This window comes from Stenotrophomonas sp. 63632_Sma (genome assembly GCF_056482875.1).
Map to the genome: position 1 here is coordinate 1484734 of NZ_CM151220.1, position 20395 is coordinate 1505128.

Here is a 20395-nt window from a genome sequence, read left to right on the forward strand (position 1 = left end):
CGGCACGGCATGAGCATCTGGTAGTGCCGGCCGCTGGCCGGCATCCGCAACGCACCCGGAACGTCCATGGGGTTGGGCAGCCACCAGCGGCGACTACCCGCTGGCTCAGAGCGCTTCGAGCTGCTTGCGCAACGCCGCCAGCTGCGCGCGCAGGGTGTCGTTCTCGCGGGTCAGCGCGACCACGCGGCGGCGCAGCGCCGGGGCATCCTCGCCCAGCTGCTCCAGTGCCGACAGCACCTCGGCGTCGCGGCTGGCGATCTGCTCTTCGTCCGCTTCCTCGAAGTCCATCTCGGCTGCTTCCGGCTTCGGTGCACGCGGCTTGCGCTTGGACTCGCGCACGCGCTTGGCGGCCTGCTTCAGCTCATCCTTGCCACCGGCGGCAGCGGCGCGCTGCTCGTCTTCCGGCAGGTCGGCCACGGCAGCAGCAGCGCTGATCGAGATCACGCCGGCCTTCACCGCTTCCACCACCTCGGCCGCGGCCTGGGCGTGGATGCGTTCGATCATGCCGACCTGGCTGGTGCTCAGCTTGGCCTCGCGGGCCAGCTCGGCGCGGCTGATCTTCGGTGCCGGTTCCCACGGCGGGCTGTCCTCACCCGCGTCCTCGATGGCTTCGGCGGTGCCGTCGCTCTCGCGCTGCAGCTGCGCCTGCTCGATCTGCTTGCGGGCGGCCAGGATGTCGCGCTTGCGCAGCGCCAGCACGCCGCGCTGGAAGTCGGACACGCTGCGGCGGCCCAGGTGCTGCTCGATCATCCACAGGTGCACGTCTTCCATGCTCTGGAAGCGGGTGTTCTGCACGGTATTGAAGGGCAGGCCATGCTTCTGGCAGATGCCGAAACGGTTGTGGCCATCGACCAGCACATCACCCCACAGCACCAGCGCATCGCGGCAGCCTTCGGCCAGGATGCTGCGCTCCAGCGCGTCATGTTCGTCCGCGGTCAGCGGGTCGATGTAGGCCTTGAGTTCTTCTTTGACGACGATATCCATGGGCACGGCAGCGAGCAGGAGCGGAACCGCCCATTGTACCCGCTCGCCACCGCCGGCCCGGGCTCAGGCGGTGGCCCTGATCATCTCGCCCAGGATGCCGGTGATCTGGTCGATCTGCGCCTTGTCCACGATCAGTGGTGGCGACAGCGCGATGATGTCGCCGGTACAGCGCACCAGCAGCCGGCCGTCCTGGAAGCAGCGCCGGAACACCTCGTAGCCACGGCTGCCGGGGGCATCGCGGCGCGGCGCCAGCTCGACCGCGCCGACCAGCCCGAAGTTGCGGATGTCGATCACGTTGGGCAGGCCCTGCAGCGCATGCAGCCGTTCCTGCCAGTATTCGCCCAGCTCGATGGCACGCTCGAACAGGCGCTCCTCGGCATAGACCTCCAGCGTGGCCAGCGCTGCGGCGCAGGCCAGCGGATGGCCGGAATGGGTATAGCCATGGAACAGCTCGATGGCCTGCGGCGGTGCCTGCATCAGGGTTGCATGCACGGCGTCGCTGGCCAGCACGCCACCCAGCGGTACCGCGCCGTTGCTGACCGCCTTGGCGAAGGTCAGCAGGTCCGGGGTGACCCCGAAGCGCTGCGCGGCGAAGGGCATGCCGACCCGGCCGAAACCGGTGATGACCTCGTCGAACACCAGCAGGATGCCGTGGTGGTCGCACAGCTCGCGCAGGCGCTGGAGGTAGCCGGGCGCGGGCAGGATCACCCCGGCCGAACCGGCAATGGGCTCGACGAACACCGCCGCGATGGTCGAGGCATCGTGCAGCGCGATCAGCCGTTCCAGGTCGTCGGCCAGCTCCGCGCCCTGGCGTGGCAGGCCCTTGCTGAACGCATTGCGCGGCAGGTCCAGGGTATGCCGCAGGTAGTCCACGCCGCCCAGCTGCAGGCCGAACGCCCTGCGGTTGTTGGGCAGCCCACCCAGCGCCATGCCGCCGAAACCGACCCCGTGGTAAGCCTTCTCGCGGCTGATGAAGCGGGTGCGCTGGCCCTCGCCACGCTGGCGGTGATAGGCCAGCGCGATCTTCATCGCGGTATCCACCGCCTCGGAGCCGGAGCTGGTGAAGAACACATGGTTGAGCGGGGCAGGCGCCAGTGCGGCCAGCCGCTGCGCCAGCGCGAAGGCCGGCGGCGAGCCCATCTGGAAGGCCGGCGAGTAGTCGAGGGTACGTGCCTGCTCGACGATGGCGTCGACGATGCGTGGGCGGGCGTGGCCGGCGTTGCAGCACCACAGGCCGGCAGTGCCGTCGAGGATCTGGCGGCCGTCGACGTCCTCGTAGTGCATGCCTTCGGCGCGTACCAGCAGGCGCGGCGCGGCCTTGTACTGGCGGTTGGCGGTGAACGGCATCCAGTACGCGTCCAGTGACTCGGGACGCTGGGTGGCCAGGTCGTGCAGGTCGCTTTCGGGACGCTTCATGCCAGCTCCATCGGGTCCGATGCGACGAATGTAGCGCAGCCGCGTCACGGTGGAGTCGCGGCGGTCCCGGTATAACCAAAGCTCGTTGACCGCTGGAGCTTCCCATGGCCGATTTCCCCGACCGCAGCCACTGGCAGGCGCTGTCCCTTCAGCTCTCGATGCCGGGCCAGGCCTTCATCGATGGCCGTTATGTCGATGCCGCCAGCGGCGCCCGCTTCGACTGCATCAGCCCGATCGATGGTCGCGTGCTGGGCGCGGTTGCCGACTGCGACGCGCAGGATGTCGAACGCGCGGTACTGGCCGCGCGGCGCAGCTTCGAGGCGGGCCACTGGTCGCAGGCGAGCCCGGCGCATCGCAAGCGCGTGTTGCTGGCGCTGGCCGCGCTGGTGGAGAAGCACGCCGATGAGCTGGCGCTGCTGGAAACCCTGGACATGGGCAAGCCGGTGCGTGACGCACGCCGTATCGACCTGCCCGGCGTGGTGCGGTGCCTGACCTGGACCGCCGAAGCGGTGGACAAGCTGTATGGCGAGATCGCGCCGACTGGCCCGCACGAACTCGGACTGGTCACCCGCGAAGCCGCGGGCGTGGTGGCGGCCATCGTGCCGTGGAATTTCCCGTTGCTGATGGCCTGTTGGAAGGTCGCGCCGGCGCTGGCGATGGGCAACTCGGTGGTGCTCAAGCCTTCGGAGCGGTCGCCGCTGAGTGCGCTGCGGCTGGCGGCGCTGGCCGCCGAGGCGGGCCTGCCGGAGGGAGTGCTGAACGTGCTGCCGGGCCATGGCGCGCGCGTCGGCGAACCGCTGGCCCTGCACATGGATGTGGATGTGTTGGCGTTCACCGGTTCCACTGCCACCGGCGCGAAGTTGCTGGAGTATTCCGGGCGATCCAACCTCAAGCGGGTCTGGCTGGAATGCGGCGGCAAGAGCCCGCACGTGGTGTTCGCCGACGCGCCCGATCTGGACGCGGCGGCCAAGGCCGTGGCGCAGGGCATCTTCTTCAACCAGGGCGAAGTCTGTACCGCTGGGTCGCGGTTGCTGGTGCAGCGCTCGATCCGTGAGGATTTCGTGCACCGGGTGGTTGCTTATGGCCAGCACATGCAGCCGCAGCATCCGCTGGACGCCGACGCGCCGATGGGCGCGCTGGTGGACGCCGCGCATCTGGACAAGGTGATGCGGGATATCGCACGCGCCGAAGCTGAAGGTGCCCGCCTGCTGCTGGGCGGGCATCGTGCCGAGGTGGAGGCGGGTGGCAGCTATGCGCAGCCCACGGTGTTCGACCAGGTGCGCCCGGAGCAGGCCTTGGCACGCGAGGAAGTGTTCGGGCCGGTGCTGGCGGTGCTCGGTTTCGACGACGAGGCCGAAGCCGTGCGCGTGGCCAACGACAGCCGCTACGGACTGGCCGCCGGTCTCTGGACACGCGATCTGGGCCGCGCGCATCGGGTTGCGCGCCAGCTGCGCGCCGGCAGCGTCTGGGTGAACGGCTGGGATGGCGGCGACATGACCGCACCGTTTGGTGGTTACAAGCAGTCCGGCAACGGCCGCGACAAATCGCTGCACGCCTTCGACAAGTACAGCGAGATCAAGGCCACCTGGATCCAGTTGTAACGACGCGGCTGCTTGACCGCTGTTCGCTCTTTGTAGAGTCGAGCCTTGCTCGACTACTTTTCGTTCTTCGGTAGAGCCGAGCCATGCTCGGCTGCTTCTCGCGAAGAGCAGTCGAGCATGGCTCGACTCTACAGAAGGCAGACAGCTGTCGAGCTACCGGCAGCGGGTACTCACCTGCAGCACTGCCGCACGCAGCATGTCGCGGTCGGCTTCTTCGACGGCGTTCTGGAAATACTCCATGTCCTGCTTGCCCAGCTCGCAGGGGTCGACAATGTACCCCGGTGGCCACAAACCCAGCAGTTGCGCTACGCCATGCACGATCTGCTCCGGCGTCATCTGCCGGCGGATCCGGAAGTAATTGCGGCGCGGCGCGAATGCCGGGTGTATCTCGCGGCGACCAATAAGGCGCGGAGCGACACCCGCAGCGCTGATGCCGTCGCCACCGTCGATGCTGCCCGCCGGGAGGCCCAGGATCAGCGGCGCCGCAACGGCCGTTTCCTCTGCGGCTGGTAGGGTGGAATCTGTCTGGGCAGCCGGGGCAGGACGTGGCATCGCCGAAGCGGCCGGACGCGTCACCTGTGCGGAGCGCAGGGTAGGCTGTTGAGGCGCCAGCGTCGACGGTTCCGGCGGCAGCCAGCGCAGCGAGATCCTTGCGTCGTCGTTACTGCGCAGCATGATCCTGCCACTGCCCAGCAGCCACAGCGCCATCAACCCATGCACCAGCAGCACCACCAGCCATGCCGCCATGCGCGGCAGCTTCGGCGAATCGGACCACGACAGCGCGACTGCAGTCATCGGCAAAGCATCCATGCAGGGACCGGTGGCGCAGCCTAGCGGGTGGCCCGAAAAATTCCGTTGGCATCGGTGTCGGCTGAAACCATCGCCCCGTGCGGCCACCGGCCCGTGGCAGAATCGGGCGATCCGCCGTTACCCGTGTTGCCGATGTCGACGATCACCGCTGCCGCGCCGTCCGTGAATTCCCCCAGTCGAGTCCTGCTGGCCAGCCTGATCGGCACCACCATCGAATTCTTCGATTTCTACATCTACGCCACGGCCGCGGTGCTGGTGTTCCCACACCTGTTCTTCCCGGACAGCAGCGAACAGGCGGCGCTGCTGCAGTCACTGGCGACCTTCGCGGTCGCGTTCATCGCGCGTCCGGTGGGCTCGGCAGTGTTCGGCCACTTCGGTGACCGTATCGGCCGCAAGGCCACGCTGGTGGCCGCGCTGCTGACCATGGGCCTGTCCACGGTGCTGATCGGTTTGCTGCCGACCCACGCGCAGATTGGCTTGTGGGCCCCCGCGTTGCTGGCGCTGTGCCGCTTCGGCCAGGGCCTGGGGCTGGGCGGCGAGTGGGGTGGGGCAGTGCTGCTGGCCACCGAGAACGCACCGCCGGGCAAACGTGCCTGGTACGGCATGTTCCCGCAGCTGGGTGCGCCGCTCGGCTTCCTGCTGTCGGCCGGCATTTTCCTGGTGCTCGGCCGCTGCCTGAGCCAGGATGACTTCCTGCAGTGGGGCTGGCGTATCCCGTTCGTGGCCAGCGCACTGCTGGTCGGCCTTGGCCTGTGGGTGCGCCTGAACATCCACGAGACGCCCGATTTCAAGAGAGCGCTGGAGCGCAAGGCGCCGGTGCGGCTGCCGATGTGGACGGTACTGCGTGACCATCCGGTGCCGATGCTGCTGGGTACCCTGGGCGCGTTCGCCACCTTTGTGCTGTTCTACCTGATGACGGTGTTCAGTCTCGGCCATGGCACCGCGGTGCTGGGCTACAGCCGCGAGCAGTTCCTGCTGATGCAGATGGCCGGCATGCTGTTCTTCGCGCTGGGTATCCCGCTGTCGGCGCGCTATGGCGACCGTTGGGGCACGCGGCGCACGATGATCGTCGCCAGCGTACTGATCGTCGGTTTCGGTGTGCTGTTCGCGCCGCTGTTCCAGCCGCACAGCCCGTGGCTGGTCACTGGCTTCCTGTGCCTGGGCCTGTTCCTGATGGGCCTGACCTACGGCCCCTGCGGCACCTTCCTGGCCGAGATCTACCCGGTGGAGGTGCGCTATACCGGCGCGTCGCTGTCTTTCAACCTGGCCGGCATCCTTGGCGCGGCACCGGCGCCGTACCTGGCCACCTGGCTGGCCGAACGCTTCGGCCTGGTCGCGGTGGGTTACTACCTGTGCCTGACTGCGGTGGCGACCCTGTGCGCGCTGGTGGCACTGCACCGGCGCGCCCTGAGGCTCAACCAAAGAAGCGCTTGAGCGTACGCCCCAGCCAACCGCCCCCTTGGTGCTCGCGGGCGAACTGGTTCAGGTGCGCCTTGACCTGTTCGGCATAGGCCTGGTCATCACCGCGTATGTGATTGAACAGCCAGCGTGAGAGCATGGTGCGCAGTTCGTCGCTGATGTCCTCGCCGGCCTGGAAGCGCATGCGGTATTCCGATACCCGCTTGATGAAGACCTCATGCACGCGCTTGTGCGCGGCGCAGAACGGGTAGCCCGCTTCTTCCATCAACTCTTCTTCGAACGCGAAGTGCGACATGGTGTAGTCCACCACCTCGTCGATCACTTCACCCACCGCCGCACGCTGCATGCTGGCCTGGGCCACGTGCAGGTGGTTGAGCATTTCGATGATGCGGCGGTGTTGTTGGTCGATCACATCGATGCCGATGTTCAGATCGTCCTGCCAGACCAGTAGTGCCATCCCCGGCTCCCCTTCATGCGTATGTCGGGGCCGACTGTAGAGCCGCCGCGCGGGTGCGGCGTTGATCTGGATCAAAGCGGGCCGGTCAGGGCAGGGCGGGCTCGCGCGGGCGCAGCGGGCTGGCCACCGTGGTGCAGCTGACCCGGTTGCGGCCACCGGCCTTGGCCAGGTACAGCTGGCGGTCGGCCTCGGAGATCAGCCGGTGCAGCGCATCACGCTGCGGGCGCAGGCAGCACAGGCCGATGCTGACCGTCATGCGAAGCGTCGCGGTGCCAATGTCCACTTCCAGTGCGGCGATGCGCTGTCGCAGTTCCTCGAAGTACTGCAGTGCCTCGTCCTGTTCCATGTCCGGCACCAGCAGGCAGAACTCCTCGCCACCGAAGCGTGCGATCAGGTCCTGGCTGCGTGCATGCGCGGCCACCGCACCGGCCACCGCACGCAGCGCATCGTCGCCGGCCTCGTGGCCGTGGGTGTCGTTGATGTGCTTGAAGTGGTCGATGTCGATCATCGCCACCGCCACGCACTGGCCATGCAGCTGCAGCTGTGGCAGCTGGCGCTGGCTCTGTTCCAGGAAGCAGCGGCGGTTGGGCAGGCCGGTAAGGAAGTCGCGGGTGGCCAGATCCTGCAGGGTGCCGATCAATTCCAGCTGGTCCACGTTCTGCGAGACCCGGCAGAAGAATTCCTCGCGCGAGAATGGCTTGCGCAGGAAGTCGTTGGCACCGTTCTTCAGGAAGCGCGGGATCAGCGAGGCGTCGGTGTTGCCGGAGATACCGATCACCGCCACCTTGTCGCGCGAGCGCAGGGTGCGCAGGCGGCGGGTGAATTCCACGCCCTGCATGCCGGGCATTTCCTGGTCGACCACCGCCAGGCGGATCGCCGGATGCGCCTCGATCGCGGCCAGGCCCTCGTTGCCATCGGCCGCTTCGTGCACCTCATGGCCGTACATGCGCAGCAGGGCGGCGGCATAGCCGCGCGCGGACGGCGAATCGTCCACCACCAGCGCCGCGATGCGGCGGTTGCGTTCCAGCCGCTGCACCAGCCACACCAGGTAGTCGATGCTGCCGGGGGTGTTCTTCAGTACGTAGTCGATGATCTGCTGCTGCAGCACGCGCTTGCGCAGGTCCTCGTCGTACACGCCGCTGACCACCACGGTCGGCAGGTCACGCTTGAGGAAGAACTCGACCACCGCATCGCGGTCGCCGTCGGCCAGCACCAACCCGGTCAGCACCAGGAACCAGCCGCCACCCTCGCTCAGCAGGCGATCGGCCTCGGCCAGGGTGGAGGCGATCACCACCGGCAGTTCCAGGCGTTGCTCGATGGCTTCGCGCAGCATGCCGGTAAAGGCACGGGAATTTTCGACCAGCAGGATCCGCTGTGGCAACGGATCGGCCAGGTCGCCATCGACGGCGGCCTGCGGCAGGACGGGCATGATGCGGTGGCTCACGAAGGAGGGCTCGGCACGGATAGCGGCGGTTTCGGGTGTAACTTTAGCGGCGAACGTTGCGCGCCGGGCCAGATCCCGTGTCAGGCCGCCGCTGGCGAGGTGTGGGTGATCGATTCATGCAGGACCAGTCGCAGGCGATTGCCCCGGCAGTGGACCGTTCCGCCGTAGGCAAGCATCCGTCCGGCCAGACGCTCGACGGCCTGTTGGGTGGTGCGTGTCGACAGCGTGCAGTCACGGTCGAGCAGGCTCACGATAGCAACGATGCCGCGACGTCCGCCCGCCTGGCCACTTCGGGCACGCACGCAGACCTGCCCAGCCTCCAGCTCCAGCAGCAGTGACACCGCCTCGATCAAGGAGCGGTAGATGGCCAGTTGCAGATCCACAGTCAGCAGGCAGGGGTTACCCGCCAGCCTGGGCGGAATGACGCGATGCGTGTTGTTCCAGATCTCGCATGCGCCGCCTGCTTGCAGCGCGATGTACAACCCGACCTGTTCCAATCCAGTGGGGTAGACCATGCTGGCCTGCTCGCGGAACAGACGTGAGTGCACGGATGACGCGTGTTGCAGGCTGTTCGCCACGGCATGATGGCCCTGCGATTTGAGCCAGCTGACCATTTCAACGAGCGAGCTGTCCATGCCGTCGCCCAGACGCTTCAGATGGGCGGCCCGTTCACGCAGCTCACGTTCGCTGGTCTGGTGAGAACTGCGTGTCAGGCGCAGCGTCGTTTCCTCGGCCAGACCGCGGGATCGGGCGCGCTGATGGTGATAGCTGATGCTGGAACCGAGCGCAAGCAGCGCGACACTCATCACCGCCATGTTCTGTTGGGTGGAAAACGTGCCCAGATCAAACGAGGCCGGCAGGCCGGTGCTGGGGGTGGCGAAATGAAGTGGAAGGTTCAACAGTGGAATCGCGATGGCAGCGCCACGCCATCCATGCATGAAGGTCAGGGTGATGGCTGGGAGTGCCGCCAATAGCACAAGGTGGGTACGGGTCGAATGGGCATCCGTCGAAATCAGCTGCATGCACAGCCCCAGGGCCAGCATCAGAGCAATGGCCACGAGGGATGGAACGAGCAACCTCTTCTGCCATGGAGAACCGGAGCGCCGCCGGGCCCAAAGAAGGGCCAGGGGGGCCATGGTAATGATCGCGGCAAAATGACCAAATACGACTCTTTCGGCAGCATCCAGCAGGGTGTCCGGGGGAGGAACTGGCCACAGCAGGCGAGAAAGGCTCAGGTTGAGGCCGGTAACCGCAACCGCTGCCGAGATTGAAAGGGACAGCAGCCAGAATCCGGTGGCTGCCTCGGATATGGTTTTTCTCAGATGGAGGTGAACTACCAGCATCGCCATCGGCATCAGCAGCGTGGACGCCAGGATGACCCATTCCAGACCGTACTCGTCGATCGTAGGGATGCGCAGATATGCGAAGTAGCCCAATTCTCCCAGCAATACATAAGGCCATCGGCGTTGTGGAACGATCAAAAGCGCTGCCACGCGGATACCGGCGGGAAGGAAAAACTGGTCCAGGGAAAACTGTCGGGCGGAAACGCAGGCAATAGCGTACGCGGCAGCCAAGAGAAGCCCGGCCGGGTGCATTGGAATGCCGGCTAGTGCCATGTTCTTCACGGCGCTCCATCTCGGATGGGCTGGTACGCGAGCAACGCTCACATTCCCTCGGGGCGGTAACGGTCCAGCGGCGAAAGTAGCGGTACTTCGCGGGGTGTGCAACGGTATTGGCAGAAACTCTGCCGTTGTCCGTATCCACGTAGGGCGAGTGATGCGAACGGCGGGGTTGTGAGCGGCGCCAGTATGCTGACAGGGAAGCGTGTCCTGAGATTGTTCACGTCGCCAGGGGGGCACTCAGGGGATATTGCACTATCTACCAAGGCCGCGCCTGTGTTGCCTTGATGTTGTCCACCTTTCAATCATGGAGATGCCTGTGAGATTTTCCCGGTTGTCGAAGTTGAGCGCCGCTGCTGCGCTGCTGGTCGTTCCTGCGCTGTCGTTTGCATGCTGTCCGGGCGGAGGGCAGGGTGTACCACTGGCAACGGCTGGGTTGGGAGAGAGCCAGCCTGCGGCGCTTGATCTGAGTTCAGATCCCGCATGGCTTGTCTACGCATTCGAGCGGGATGGAGTGTCGTACTACCAGGTCAATGATCTGACCGGCCAGGTCAATCTGATCGTTGCCAACATCGAATCGACGTTCTGGGCATTGCCGGCCGGCAAGACCGTAGCTCGCGTGTCGTTGCCGTCCAAACCTTTGGCGATACCGAAGAATGCTCGCCGCAGCGTTGTCTTCCGCGGGCCTGATTTTTCTCTGGTCGTCTATGGAGAGGGCCGTGGGGCAGTCTGGTCCGTCGAGCGCGAGGTCAGTAGCAAATGACGGGCTGAATACAGGTGGCCTGCCTGTGGCTTGCTTCGCAGAGCGAGGAAACACCTCTGCGGGGGGCGAGCCACAGGCGTCGCCTGGGCTATCGATCGTCCGTCTGCGATCACTGGCGCGCGGGCGTCTCGCAAATGTCGTTTCGCTTGTATGGAAGTGTTCCGCGCTCGGCCTCGCCTGCAGTGTCCAGCAACACCATGGTGATGCGGTGGCCCCGGCATTGCACGCGTCCGGAATAGGCGTGCACGCGTGCAGAGAGGCGATCAATGGCGCTCTCCATGGTTCGCGAGGCGAGTGTGCGATGTCGGTCCAGCAGCGCGACCCTCAGCACGATACCGTGCACGCCTCTATAGCGACCGCAGCGAGCGCTGATCTGGATCTGGCCGGATTCGTCCTTCAGGAAAAGGGATACGGCTTCGGCAAAGGTGCGATACGCGGCAAGCTGCAGGCCCATGCTCAGCTGGCATGGATCCCCGCCAAGTATCGGACGGACGATGCGATGGCTGGCGTTCCAGGTTTCGCTGAGTCCCCCGGCACGCAAGGCGACATAGAGGCCTGCATGCTCGAGCTCCGTGGGATAGACCATACTGGTCAGTTCACGGAATCGTCGTGAGCGTTGCGAGAAGGTGCGGAGCAAATCAGACGCAGGAACTTCATGGCCATCGGCCTTGAGTTGTTGCACTGTCTCTCCCAGAGCCTCTTCGATGTCATCTGCAATCTGGCGCAGGCCCAGCGCGCGTTCGCGCAGGTCCTGCTCGTTGGCAAGATGCGCCGAGCGCGAGAGTGCATTGACCCGCGATGCTGACATCGCTACAGGTGTGCGCTGATTGTAATGATGGGTGATGCGCGGTCCCAGCGCGATAAGCGCTGTACTAGTGATGGCAATGATCTGCTGGGTGAAGAAAGTGGTCTCGTCGAATGACCCGGGCAGACCTGTGGTTGGCATGGTCTGGCTGAGGATGATGTTCATCAGAGGAACACCCACAGCCGCCCCTCGCCAACCGTGCATGCAAGTCAGTGCGATGACTGGCAGCACCAGCAACAACTGCAGCGTTGCTCGTGCCGAGTGATCCTCCGTGCTGACCTGGAGCAGCAGGGCGCCCAGCATGCCCAGCGAAGTGAGGGCTGCGATGGTCGGTCGGCGTCGCCAGGTCGTCCAGTCATAGCCGCTGTGTCGGCGTATCCAGAGCAGCGCCAGGGGCGCGACCGTAAGGATTGCAATGTAGTCGCTGAGCACGTAGAGCATCGCGTTCGTGTAGAACGGCATGCTCGGCGGAACTGGCCACAGCATGTGAATCAGACCGAGCTTGAGAGCAGTGGCCACCAGCGCAGCGGATGCCGCGATCGAAAGCAACCAGCTTTCGGTAGTGGAAGCAATCAGCTTGTGATGAAGATGAACGATCAGCGCCACTGCTGGTATGAGGCATGCGGATCCGAAAATGACCCAGGCCATTCCGTAATCTTCAATCATCGGATAGCGCATGTGGGCGAAGTAGGCATACTCGCCAAGTACCAGATAGGCCCACATTCGCTTCGGGGTCAGCAAGAGCGCCGCAACACGGATTCCAGCCGGAAGGAAGAACTGATCGACGGAAAGGTGCCAGGTGGTCCAGCACGCGACAGCGTAGAGTACCGCCAGCGCAAGGCCTGCCGGGCGGATACGGAAACTCAGCTCAAACCCATTTCTCAGCCACTTCAAACGCAAGCCTCCCCTGCTCGTCGAACACTATCGCTGTCCAGTCGATACATGACGCACTCCCTTCAGCGCGACAGTATCGATAGATTCAGATGGGCGCAATCTCACCCTACTATCCGTGATGCGGACATACGAAAAGGAGACTTGGAGAATGTCACGACAAGGTTGTGATATTCATCGCATTTTTCACCGGGCTACAAAGAGTGGGGGGCTGTCCCGGGCGGCTGCAGTCCGGCAGGTACACCGGTTCCCCAGACCGAGGCCTCTTCGCCCTGTGATGCATCGGCTGCTTCAACCAGCATCAGCCTGATTCTCCTACGGCCACAATGCAGCGCACCACGATAGGCGGTTATCCGAGCAGATAATTGGGACGTTGCAAGATCGAGGGTTGCCGTTGACAGCGTCTGATGCGGATCCATCGCCGCAACCACAACGACGATGCCGCGGTGGCCGGCACGTTGCCCGCAGCGGGCCTGGACCATGAGCTGGCCTTTCTCGCTGCCCAGGAGGATCGAAACTGCTTCGACGATCGAGCGATAGGCTGCCAGCTGCAAGCCGGGGCTGAGCTGACACGGATCACCCACCAACCTGGGTTGCCCGATTCGATGCGTGGCATTCCACGCCTCACGCACTCCACCCGCCTGCAAGGCCACGTACAAGCCCAGCCGTTCCAGGGCGGCGGGATAGATCATGCTGGCCTGGGCCCGGAACAGGCGTGAATGCACCTCCGAGGTATGCCGCAGGCTGTCGGCCACGGCGTGATGGCCCTGCGCATGCAGCCAGTTCACCATTTCGTTCAGCGACAGGTCCATGCCATCGCCCAACTGGCGCAGATGGGCCGCGCGCTCACGCAGGTCCATCTCGCTGGCCAGATGTGAATTCCGTGCGAGCTGCAGGGCCGCTCTGCCATCTTCCTCGCGCAACCGGTGCTGGTTCTGGAAGTGGGTGATGCGTGCGCCAAGCAGCAGGAGGGCGATGCTGGCGATGGCCATGGCCTGCTGGGTAGCGAAAGTGGCCGGGTCGAATGCCGTCGGATGGTCGGCGGGGGTGCTGACGCCAAGAATCATGTTAACGGCGGCGACACCGATGGCCGCACCGCGCCATCCCAGCAGGCAGGTCAGGGCGATTGCGGGAATAGGCAGGATCAACAACAACTGCAGCGAGCCAGGCGCCGTGATCGAGGCAGGTACCGGAGTCGCCTGCAGGCCAACGACCAGCATGGCTGCGAGTGCTCCTGCCACAGCAGCAACTGACCGGGGCGTCCATTGCTCCTCGGCGCGACGGATCCAGAGCAGTGCGAGTGGCGCCAGGATGAGGATGCCGGTGAAGTCGCCCAGCGCATAGCGCAACACGTTGGTGATGAATGATGCGTTCTGCAACGGCTCCCAGAGCAGGTACGAGATTCCCAGGTTGAGCAGGCTGATGACCGTCGCGGCGCATACCGCAATGGAGATCACGCCGAGGATCGTGGTGCGCGCAAGCAGCTTCCGGTGCAGGCGCACGATCAGCATCACGGCGGGCATCAGGAACACCGAGGCCAGGATCACCCAGGTCAGGTTGTATTTGCTGATCAGGGGGATGCGCAGATGCGCGAAGTAGGCGTATTCACCAATCAGCAGGTAGGGCCACAGTCGAGGCGGGCACAACAGCAATGCGGCCACCCGTACGCCGGCAGGCAGGAAGAACTGGTCCAATGACAGTTTGCGCGCACCCCAGCAGGTGACGGCATAGACGAGTGCGAGCACCAGCCCCTCGGGGCTGACCCGTATCCTCACCAGCAGGCCGTCTTTCCACCACTGCATCCACGTGCTCCCCCAGCTCCTGCACCGATTATGTGGGCGGGAAGGGTTCCGCTACCACAACGCATCCCGCAGCTTGTACCACGACATCGCCGCCACCAGCAGCGGCGTGCGCAGCAGCCGGCCACCGGGGAAGGGCGCATGCCGCAGGCGCTGGAACACGTCCAGGCGCTCGCTCTGGCCGGCAATGGCGGCGGCGATCACCTCGCCGGCCAGCCCGGCGGCGGCCACCCCATGGCCGGAGAACCCCTGCGCGAAGTACAGGTTGCCGTCCAGCCGGCCCCAGTGCGGGGCGCGGTTGCGGGTGATGTCCACATAACCACCCCAGACCTGGTCCAGTGCCACGTCGGCCAGCTGCGGGAACACCTGGTGCATGCGCCGCTGCATCACCCCGCGCAGGCCGGGTGGGGGCAGGGCCGAGTAGCTGGCGCGGCCGCCGAACAGCAGCCGGTGGTCGTGGCTGAGGCGGAAGTAGTCCAGAGCCCATGCGGTGTCGGCCACGGCCATGTTGTTGCCGATCAGCGCCCGGGCGCGTTCAGCACCCAGCGGTTCGCTGGCGCCGATATAGGTGCCGACCGGCATGATCCGCCGCTCCAGCACGGGCAGCAGGCCCTGCAGCCAGGCGTTGCCGGCCACCACCAGATGCGCAGCGCGCACGCTGCCCTGAGCGGTATGCAGGGAAGGCTGTGGTCCCCGCTGCACGCGGGTCACCGCGGAGTTCTCGTGGATCACCACGCCGGCGGCGCGCGCCGCATCGGCCAACCCGCGTGCATACGCCAGCGGTTGCAGGTGCGCGCTGAGCGGGTCGAACATCGCGGCGCGGTAGCGTGGGCTGTCCAGCTGCGCGCGCAGGGCATCACGGTTCCACCATTGCATCGGGTAGTCGTAGTGGCGCTGCAGGTGCTCGCAGTTGGCCAGTAGTTCACGCTCATGCCGTTCGCGGATGGCGACGCTGGCATGGCCTTCCACCCAATGGCAGTCGATGCCGTGGCGATCGATGCGGGTGCGCATCGCCTGCACCGCGTCACGCGACCAGTCGAACAGGTGGCGCGCATCGTCGCGGCCGAGCTGGCGCTCCAGCTCGCCCACCTCGCAGCCATAGCCCACCAGCGCCTGGCCACCGTTGCGACCGGACGCGCCCCAACCGATCCGCTGCGCGTCCAGCACCACCACGCGCTGGCCACGCGTAGCCAGTTCCAGTGCTGCGGTCAGGCCGGTGTAGCCCGCGCCAAGCACTGCGACATCGGCCTGCACATTCCCCTGCAGCGAGGGAAGTGCGGGCGGCTCGGGCAAGCTGGCGGCGTACCAGCTGGGCGGGAAGGCGGCGCTCATCGCAGGCCTTGCGGGCGCAGTACGGACGGGCGGAGCGGGGGAGGGCGATCAGCGTTCACGCGCTTAGTTTCGCCGATGCGTGACGGCCATGGTGTGACGGCGACGACTTGCCGCGTTCGCCGGGCGACGGGTAACGTGTCGGCACGCCAAGGAGTTTTCCCATGCGCCGCCTGCCCTGGGTGGGCCTGCCCACCGACAGCACCGTGCTCGGCCATCACCGCTTTGCGGTGGCCGGCGAGAAGTACGTGCGCGCGCTGGCCGAGGCGGCCGAGGTGACCCCGGTTGTGTTGCCGAGCCTGCGGCCTCCTTTGCCGGCTGGCGAATGGCTGCAGGGGCTCGATGGCCTGCTGTTGACCGGCGCGGTCAGCAACATCGAACCGCAGCACTATGAGGGCGGCCGCAGCTGGCCAGGCAATCCGCATGACCCGGCCCGTGATGCCAATGCGTTCGCGCTGCTGCGCGAGGCGCTGGCGCTGGACCTGCCGGTGCTGGCGATCTGCCGCGGCTTCCAGGAATTGAACGTCGCACTGGGTGGCAGCCTGCATCCGCAGGTGCATGCGGTGCCTGGCCTGGCCGACCATCGCGAAGACCCGCAGGCGCCGGTGGAGGTGCAGTACGGGCCGGCCCACACGGTCACCCTGGCCGCTGATGGCTGGTTGGCGCGGTGGAGCGGCAGTGACCGGACGCAGGTCAATTCGGTACACGGGCAGGGTATCGCCCGCCTGGCGCAGGGGCTCCAGGTCGAAGCCGTGGCCGATGATGGCCTGGTCGAGGCGGCACGCAGCCTGCACCATGGTTTCGTGCTCGGCGTACAGTGGCACCCGGAGTGGCGTGTCATGGATTCGCCGTTCTATCACGCTATTTTCCGTGCGTTCGGCCAAGCTTGCCGGCAGCACCAACAGAACCGACTGGATTCCCGATGAGTTCCCGAACGCGCCCGCGCAAGACGGCTACGCCCCCCGCACCGCAGGAAAGCAGTCTGCTGCGTTGGCTGAAGGAGCGGCGCATCACCGAGGTCGAGTGCCTGGTGCCGGACATCACCGGCAACGCGCGCGGCAAGATCATTCCGGCTGACAAGTTCTCGCACGACTACGGCACGCGGCTGCCCGAAGGCATCTTCGCCACCACCGTCACCGGCGAGTTCCCTGACGATTACTACGACCTGACCTCGCCGTCGGACTCGGACATGATGCTGCGCCCCGATCCGGACACGGTGCGCATGGTGCCGTGGGCGGCCGATGCCACCGCGCAGGTCATCCACGATTGCTACACCAAGAGCGGTGAGCCGCACGAGCTGGCACCGCGCAACGTGCTGCGCCGCGTGCTGGCGGCCTACGCCGAGCTGGGCCTGCGCCCGGTGGTGGCGCCGGAGCTGGAGTTCTTCCTGGTGCAGAAGAACACCGACCCGGACTTCCCGCTGCTGCCACCGGCCGGCCGCTCCGGGCGTCCGGAAACCGCGCGGCAGTCGTACTCGATCGATGCGGTCAACGAATTCGACCCGATTCTCGACCTGATGTACGACTACGCTGATGCGATGAAGCTGGACGTGGACACGCTGATCCACGAATCCGGCGCGGCACAGCTGGAGGTCAACTTCACCCATGCCGATGCGATGGACCTGGCCGACCAGGTATTCCTGTTCAAGCGCACCATGCGCGAAGCGGCGATGCGCCACGGGGTGTATGCCACGTTCCTGGCCAAGCCGATGGAAAACGAGCCGGGCAGCGCCATGCACATCCACCAGAGCCTGGTGCGGGTGAGCGATGGCAGCAATGTGTTCGCCGGTGAGACCCATGCCGAGGGCGAGTTCAGCCCGGTGTTCGGCCACTACCTGGGCGGCCTGCAGAAGTACGTGCCGCAGGCGATGGCCTTCTTTGCGCCGAACGTGAATTCCTATCGCCGGCTGGTGTTCGGCGAGGTCTCGCCGAGCAACGTGCACTGGGGCTATGACAACCGCACCTGCGGGCTGCGTGTGCCGCTGGACACGCCGGAGAACATGCGCGTGGAAAGCCGTTTCGCCGGGTCCGATGCCAACCCGTACCTGGCGATGGCGGCGACCCTGGCCTGCGGCCTGCTGGGCATCCGCGAGCGGCTGGCACCGGATGCGCCGGTGACCGGCAGCGCCAAGGAACTGGGCTACAACCTGCCGCGCTCGCTGGGCGAAGCGCTGGACGGGCTGGAGCAGTGCAGCGAGCTGCAGGCCCTGCTGGGCGAGCGCTTCTGCCGTGCCTACATCTCGGTCAAGCGCAAGGAATACGAGACCTTTTTCCGTGTCATCAGTTCGTGGGAGCGCGAGTTCCTGCTGCTGAACGTCTGAGCATCTGGAATAGAAAAATCCGCCGCCGGGGGGTAGGCTGGCACCCGTTGCCGGCCCCGCCGGCCCCCCTTCCCGCATTCTGGAGCACCCGATGAAGCTGCGTATCCTCACGCTCGGCCTGGCCTCCGCCATGCTCGCCGCCTGCAGCGGTGGCAACGGCGGCGCGCAGGACAGCCAGGTCCTGAACGTCTACAACTACAGCGATTACATCGCCGAGGACACCATCCCGACCTTCGAGAAGGAGAGCGGCATCAAGGTGACCTACGATGTGTTCGACAGTGATGAGATGGTCGAGACCAAGCTGCTGGCCGGCAACAGCGGCTACGACGTGGTGGTGCCGACCCTGAACTTCTTCGGTCGCCAGATCCAGGCCGGCGTGTTCCTGCCGCTGGACAAGAGCAAGATCCCGAACCTGGCCAACCTCGATCCGGCGGTGATGAAGCGCATCGCCACCCAGGACCCGGGCAACCAGTACGGCGTGCCGTACATGATCGGCACCACTGGCATCGGCTACAACGTGGAGATGCTGAAGCAGCGCTTCGGCGGCAGCACCGACATCGCCAACAGCTGGGACCTGGTGTTCAAGCCGGAGAACATCAGCAAGATGAAGGACTGCGGCGTGACCATCCTGGACACGCCGGCGGACATGATCCCGATCGCGCTGCATTACCTGGGCCTGGACCCGCACAGCGGCGACCCGGCCGAGCTGCAGAAGGCGGCCGACCTGCTGAAGTCGATCCGTCCGTACGTGCAGAACTTCCACTCCTCGCAGTACGTGGGTTCGCTGGCCAATGGCGGCACCTGCCTGGTGGTGGGCTGGTCGGGTGACATCATCCAGGCCCGCGACCGCGCCGAGGAAGCCAGCAATGGCGTGCACGTGGCCTACTCGATCCCGAAGGAAGGCGCCCCGCAGTGGTTCGACATGCTGGCGATCCCGAAGGATGCCAAGCATCCGGAAGCCGCGTACGCGTTCATCAACTACCTGCTGCAGCCGAAGGTTGCCGCGGCCAACACCAACTTCATCCACTACGCCAACCCGGTGCCGACCGCGACCCCGCTGGTGGATGAGGCGATCCGTACCGACCCGACCATCTACCCGCCGGCCGACGTGGCCGACAAGATGTTCACCTATTCGATCAATACGCCGGAAACCGACAAGCTCTACACCCGGCTGTGGACCGAGGTGAAGACCGGCCGTTAAGCCGGTCTGGCGCCGCCGGGCCATGCCCGGCGGATTGCTTCATCCTTGGCCGGGCGCGGTACTGCCGCCCTGGTCAAGGTGCCGCAGGATCGCCGGCAACAGGTCACGTGCATCGCGACCGCCGTTGCACAGGAACGACGAACTCATCCGCTGCAGGTTGTGCATGCCGATGAAGAACAGCCCCGGATGCGGTGAAACGCCGAACTCGCCGAGCGGATAGCCATGTGCGTCCAGCACGCCCTGCACGTCGAGCCACGGCCATTCGGCGACGAAGCCGGTGGCCAGCACCACCGAACGGATGCCTTCCGTCCGCAGATCCAGTTCACGCGGGGCGGCGTCCGGCTCCCAATGCAGATAGACCTCGTCGGGAATGTAGCGGGCATCGTCGGTGCGCGGTTCGGGCCGCGTGGCGTAGTACGCGCTGGCCAGCGAATCGAGATAGGCATATTCGGTCCGTGTCGCCTCGATCGCGGTGCGCAGCTGCGGGCGCACATCGGCGAAGCGGGCGACGTTTCCATCGAAGCCCTGCAACCGACCCAGCAGCCTGATGCCTGCGCGGTGCATCGCCAGCAGGCTGATCGAGCTGCCCAGGCCGGCACGCCCCTTGCCGGAAATCAGCGGGAATTCGGCGGTACGGGCCTTGCGCAGCGCATCCGGTTCTCCGGCCAGGACGGCGGCCGCTTCACTCACATGCTGGTGGATACGCCCGGCCATGTCCCACCAGGTCATCGAGTCCTTGCCGCGCAGCCGGCGGGTATGCGAATGCCGCTGGGCCAGTGACCAGTGCACGCTGCGACCGCTGTCGCGCAGGTCCTGGGCGATCTGCGCGCCGGACTGGCCGCCACCGATGACCAGCACGCCGCCGTCGGGCAGCTGGCGGGGGCTGCGGTAGTCGCCGGAGTGCAGCACCGTCAGACCCCGCGCGGGCGCGAACGGGACCCGGGGCATCCGCGCGCGCCGGTACTCGCCGGTGGCGACCACAACCGCCCCAGCGCGGATCAATCCGTGGCTGGTTTCGATGGCATAGCCGCCCGATTCGGGCGTGACCCGCTGAACCGCACAACCTTCGCTGATCGGCAACGAACGTTCGTCGGCATAGTCGCGCAGCCGCCGGATCACCTCGGGGGCCCCCATGAAACCTTCCGGGTCGTCACCCGCATAGGCATGGCCGTGCAGGGCCATCGTCGCGTTGGCGGTGTTGGTCTGGAACGAATCCCAGCGCCGCTGCCAGCTGGCGCCCACGGTTTCGGCCTCCAGCACGCGATGCTCGACGCCGGCTTCCTGCAGGAGCGCGCTGAGGGACAGCCCGGCCTGGCCGGCGCCGATGATGACCAGCGGCAGCGTTGCAGGCAGGGAGCCCGGCATGCGGGGCGGGAAAGGGGAGGGGCGGTCCGGGGAAGTCACCAGGATGGGTCCATGCAGGGGCTTGATCCGGGCCATTGCGCGGGGAATGCCCCGGGCCTTCAACAGATCCGGTTCTGAAAAACGTTGCAGATCGAGGCGTCGCCTGTGGTGTCTGGCCGGGACGACCGCAGGG

16 protein-coding genes are annotated in these 20395 nt (G+C 66.0%); 6 read left to right on the forward strand and 10 right to left on the reverse strand.

Annotation, left to right across the window (positions count from 1 at the left end):
* Nucleotides 1-105: 105 nt before the first annotated feature.
* Both ACZK45_RS06780 and aptA read right to left on the reverse strand, forming a co-directional pair.
* On the reverse strand, nt 106-984 hold the full coding sequence (locus ACZK45_RS06780) for a plasmid replication/partition related protein (protein WP_032127886.1): 879 nt from the start codon (nt 982-984) through the stop codon (nt 106-108).
* 63 nt (nt 985-1047) lie between these two features.
* Complete coding sequence (gene aptA, locus ACZK45_RS06785) at nt 1048-2400, reverse strand: omega-aminotransferase AptA (RefSeq protein ID WP_478445615.1); 1353 nt, start codon at nt 2398-2400, stop codon at nt 1048-1050.
* Nucleotides 2401-2504: 104 nt separating this feature from the next.
* Here aptA and ACZK45_RS06790 point away from each other — a divergent pair, with 104 nt between their 5' ends.
* Nucleotides 2505-4001, forward strand: a complete 1497-nt coding sequence (locus tag ACZK45_RS06790; RefSeq protein ID WP_478445616.1) for an aldehyde dehydrogenase — start codon at nt 2505-2507, stop codon at nt 3999-4001.
* A gap of 153 nt (nt 4002-4154) precedes the next feature.
* Here the strand turns inward: ACZK45_RS06790 and ACZK45_RS06795 are convergent, their stop codons facing one another.
* Entirely contained in the window at nt 4155-4796 is a 642-nt protein-coding gene (locus tag ACZK45_RS06795) for a hypothetical protein (RefSeq protein WP_478445617.1), read from the reverse strand.
* A 147-nt stretch (nt 4797-4943) separates the two neighbouring features.
* Between ACZK45_RS06795 and ACZK45_RS06800 the strand changes: the two genes are divergently transcribed.
* Nucleotides 4944-6245 (forward strand): MFS transporter, encoded by a 1302-nt coding sequence (locus ACZK45_RS06800; RefSeq protein WP_478445618.1) that lies wholly within the window; start codon nt 4944-4946, stop codon nt 6243-6245.
* Here the strand turns inward: ACZK45_RS06800 and ACZK45_RS06805 are convergent.
* The 3 genes from ACZK45_RS06805 to ACZK45_RS06815 form a co-directional block, all read right to left on the reverse strand.
* Nucleotides 6226-6687, reverse strand: a complete 462-nt coding sequence (locus ACZK45_RS06805) for a bacteriohemerythrin (RefSeq protein WP_004151683.1) — start codon at nt 6685-6687, stop codon at nt 6226-6228. The genes ACZK45_RS06800 and ACZK45_RS06805 overlap by 20 nt on opposite strands.
* Nucleotides 6688-6772: 85 nt before the next feature.
* Nucleotides 6773-8116: a diguanylate cyclase gene (locus ACZK45_RS06810; RefSeq protein WP_032127881.1), complete on the reverse strand. Its 1344-nt coding sequence runs from the start codon at nt 8114-8116 to the stop codon at nt 6773-6775.
* Between the two features lie 95 nt (nt 8117-8211).
* Nucleotides 8212-9747: an MASE1 domain-containing protein gene (locus tag ACZK45_RS06815; protein WP_478445870.1), complete on the reverse strand. Its 1536-nt coding sequence runs from the start codon at nt 9745-9747 to the stop codon at nt 8212-8214.
* A gap of 346 nt (nt 9748-10093) precedes the next feature.
* Between ACZK45_RS06815 and ACZK45_RS06820 the strand changes: the two genes are divergently transcribed.
* On the forward strand, nt 10094-10513 hold the full coding sequence (locus tag ACZK45_RS06820; protein WP_260467283.1) for a hypothetical protein: 420 nt from the start codon (nt 10094-10096) through the stop codon (nt 10511-10513).
* Nucleotides 10514-10622: 109 nt separating this feature from the next.
* On the opposite strand, the gene ACZK45_RS06825 is transcribed toward ACZK45_RS06820, so the two are convergent.
* From ACZK45_RS06825 to ACZK45_RS06835, 3 genes are all read right to left on the reverse strand, one after another.
* Nucleotides 10623-12218, reverse strand: coding sequence for an MASE1 domain-containing protein (locus ACZK45_RS06825; protein ID WP_260467284.1), 1596 nt, complete (start codon nt 12216-12218; stop codon nt 10623-10625).
* Between the two features lie 185 nt (nt 12219-12403).
* Nucleotides 12404-14011, reverse strand: coding sequence for an MASE1 domain-containing protein (locus ACZK45_RS06830; RefSeq protein ID WP_478445619.1), 1608 nt, complete (start codon nt 14009-14011; stop codon nt 12404-12406).
* A gap of 51 nt (nt 14012-14062) precedes the next feature.
* Nucleotides 14063-15340, reverse strand: a complete 1278-nt coding sequence (locus ACZK45_RS06835; protein WP_180837458.1) for an NAD(P)/FAD-dependent oxidoreductase — start codon at nt 15338-15340, stop codon at nt 14063-14065.
* Nucleotides 15341-15501: 161 nt separating this feature from the next.
* Here ACZK45_RS06835 and ACZK45_RS06840 point away from each other — a divergent pair, with 161 nt between their 5' ends.
* The 3 genes from ACZK45_RS06840 to ACZK45_RS06850 all read left to right on the forward strand — a co-directional run bounded on the left by ACZK45_RS06840 (nt 15502) and on the right by ACZK45_RS06850 (nt 18858).
* A complete protein-coding gene (locus ACZK45_RS06840) occupies nt 15502-16263 on the forward strand; it encodes a gamma-glutamyl-gamma-aminobutyrate hydrolase family protein (protein ID WP_478445620.1) in 762 nt (253 codons plus the stop codon).
* Nucleotides 16260-17657 carry a glutamine synthetase family protein gene (locus tag ACZK45_RS06845; protein ID WP_049423285.1) on the forward strand — a complete coding sequence of 466 codons (1398 nt, stop codon included), beginning with the start codon at nt 16260-16262 and terminating at the stop codon, nt 17655-17657. The genes ACZK45_RS06840 and ACZK45_RS06845 overlap by 4 nt, the downstream gene beginning before the upstream one ends.
* Before the next feature lie 91 nt (nt 17658-17748).
* On the forward strand, nt 17749-18858 hold the full coding sequence (locus tag ACZK45_RS06850; RefSeq protein WP_032127877.1) for a polyamine ABC transporter substrate-binding protein: 1110 nt from the start codon (nt 17749-17751) through the stop codon (nt 18856-18858).
* A gap of 39 nt (nt 18859-18897) precedes the next feature.
* Here ACZK45_RS06850 and ACZK45_RS06855 read toward each other — a convergent pair whose 3' ends face one another.
* Nucleotides 18898-20298: a flavin-containing monooxygenase gene (locus ACZK45_RS06855; RefSeq protein WP_180837460.1), complete on the reverse strand. Its 1401-nt coding sequence runs from the start codon at nt 20296-20298 to the stop codon at nt 18898-18900.
* Between the last annotated feature and the right edge of the window lie 97 nt (nt 20299-20395).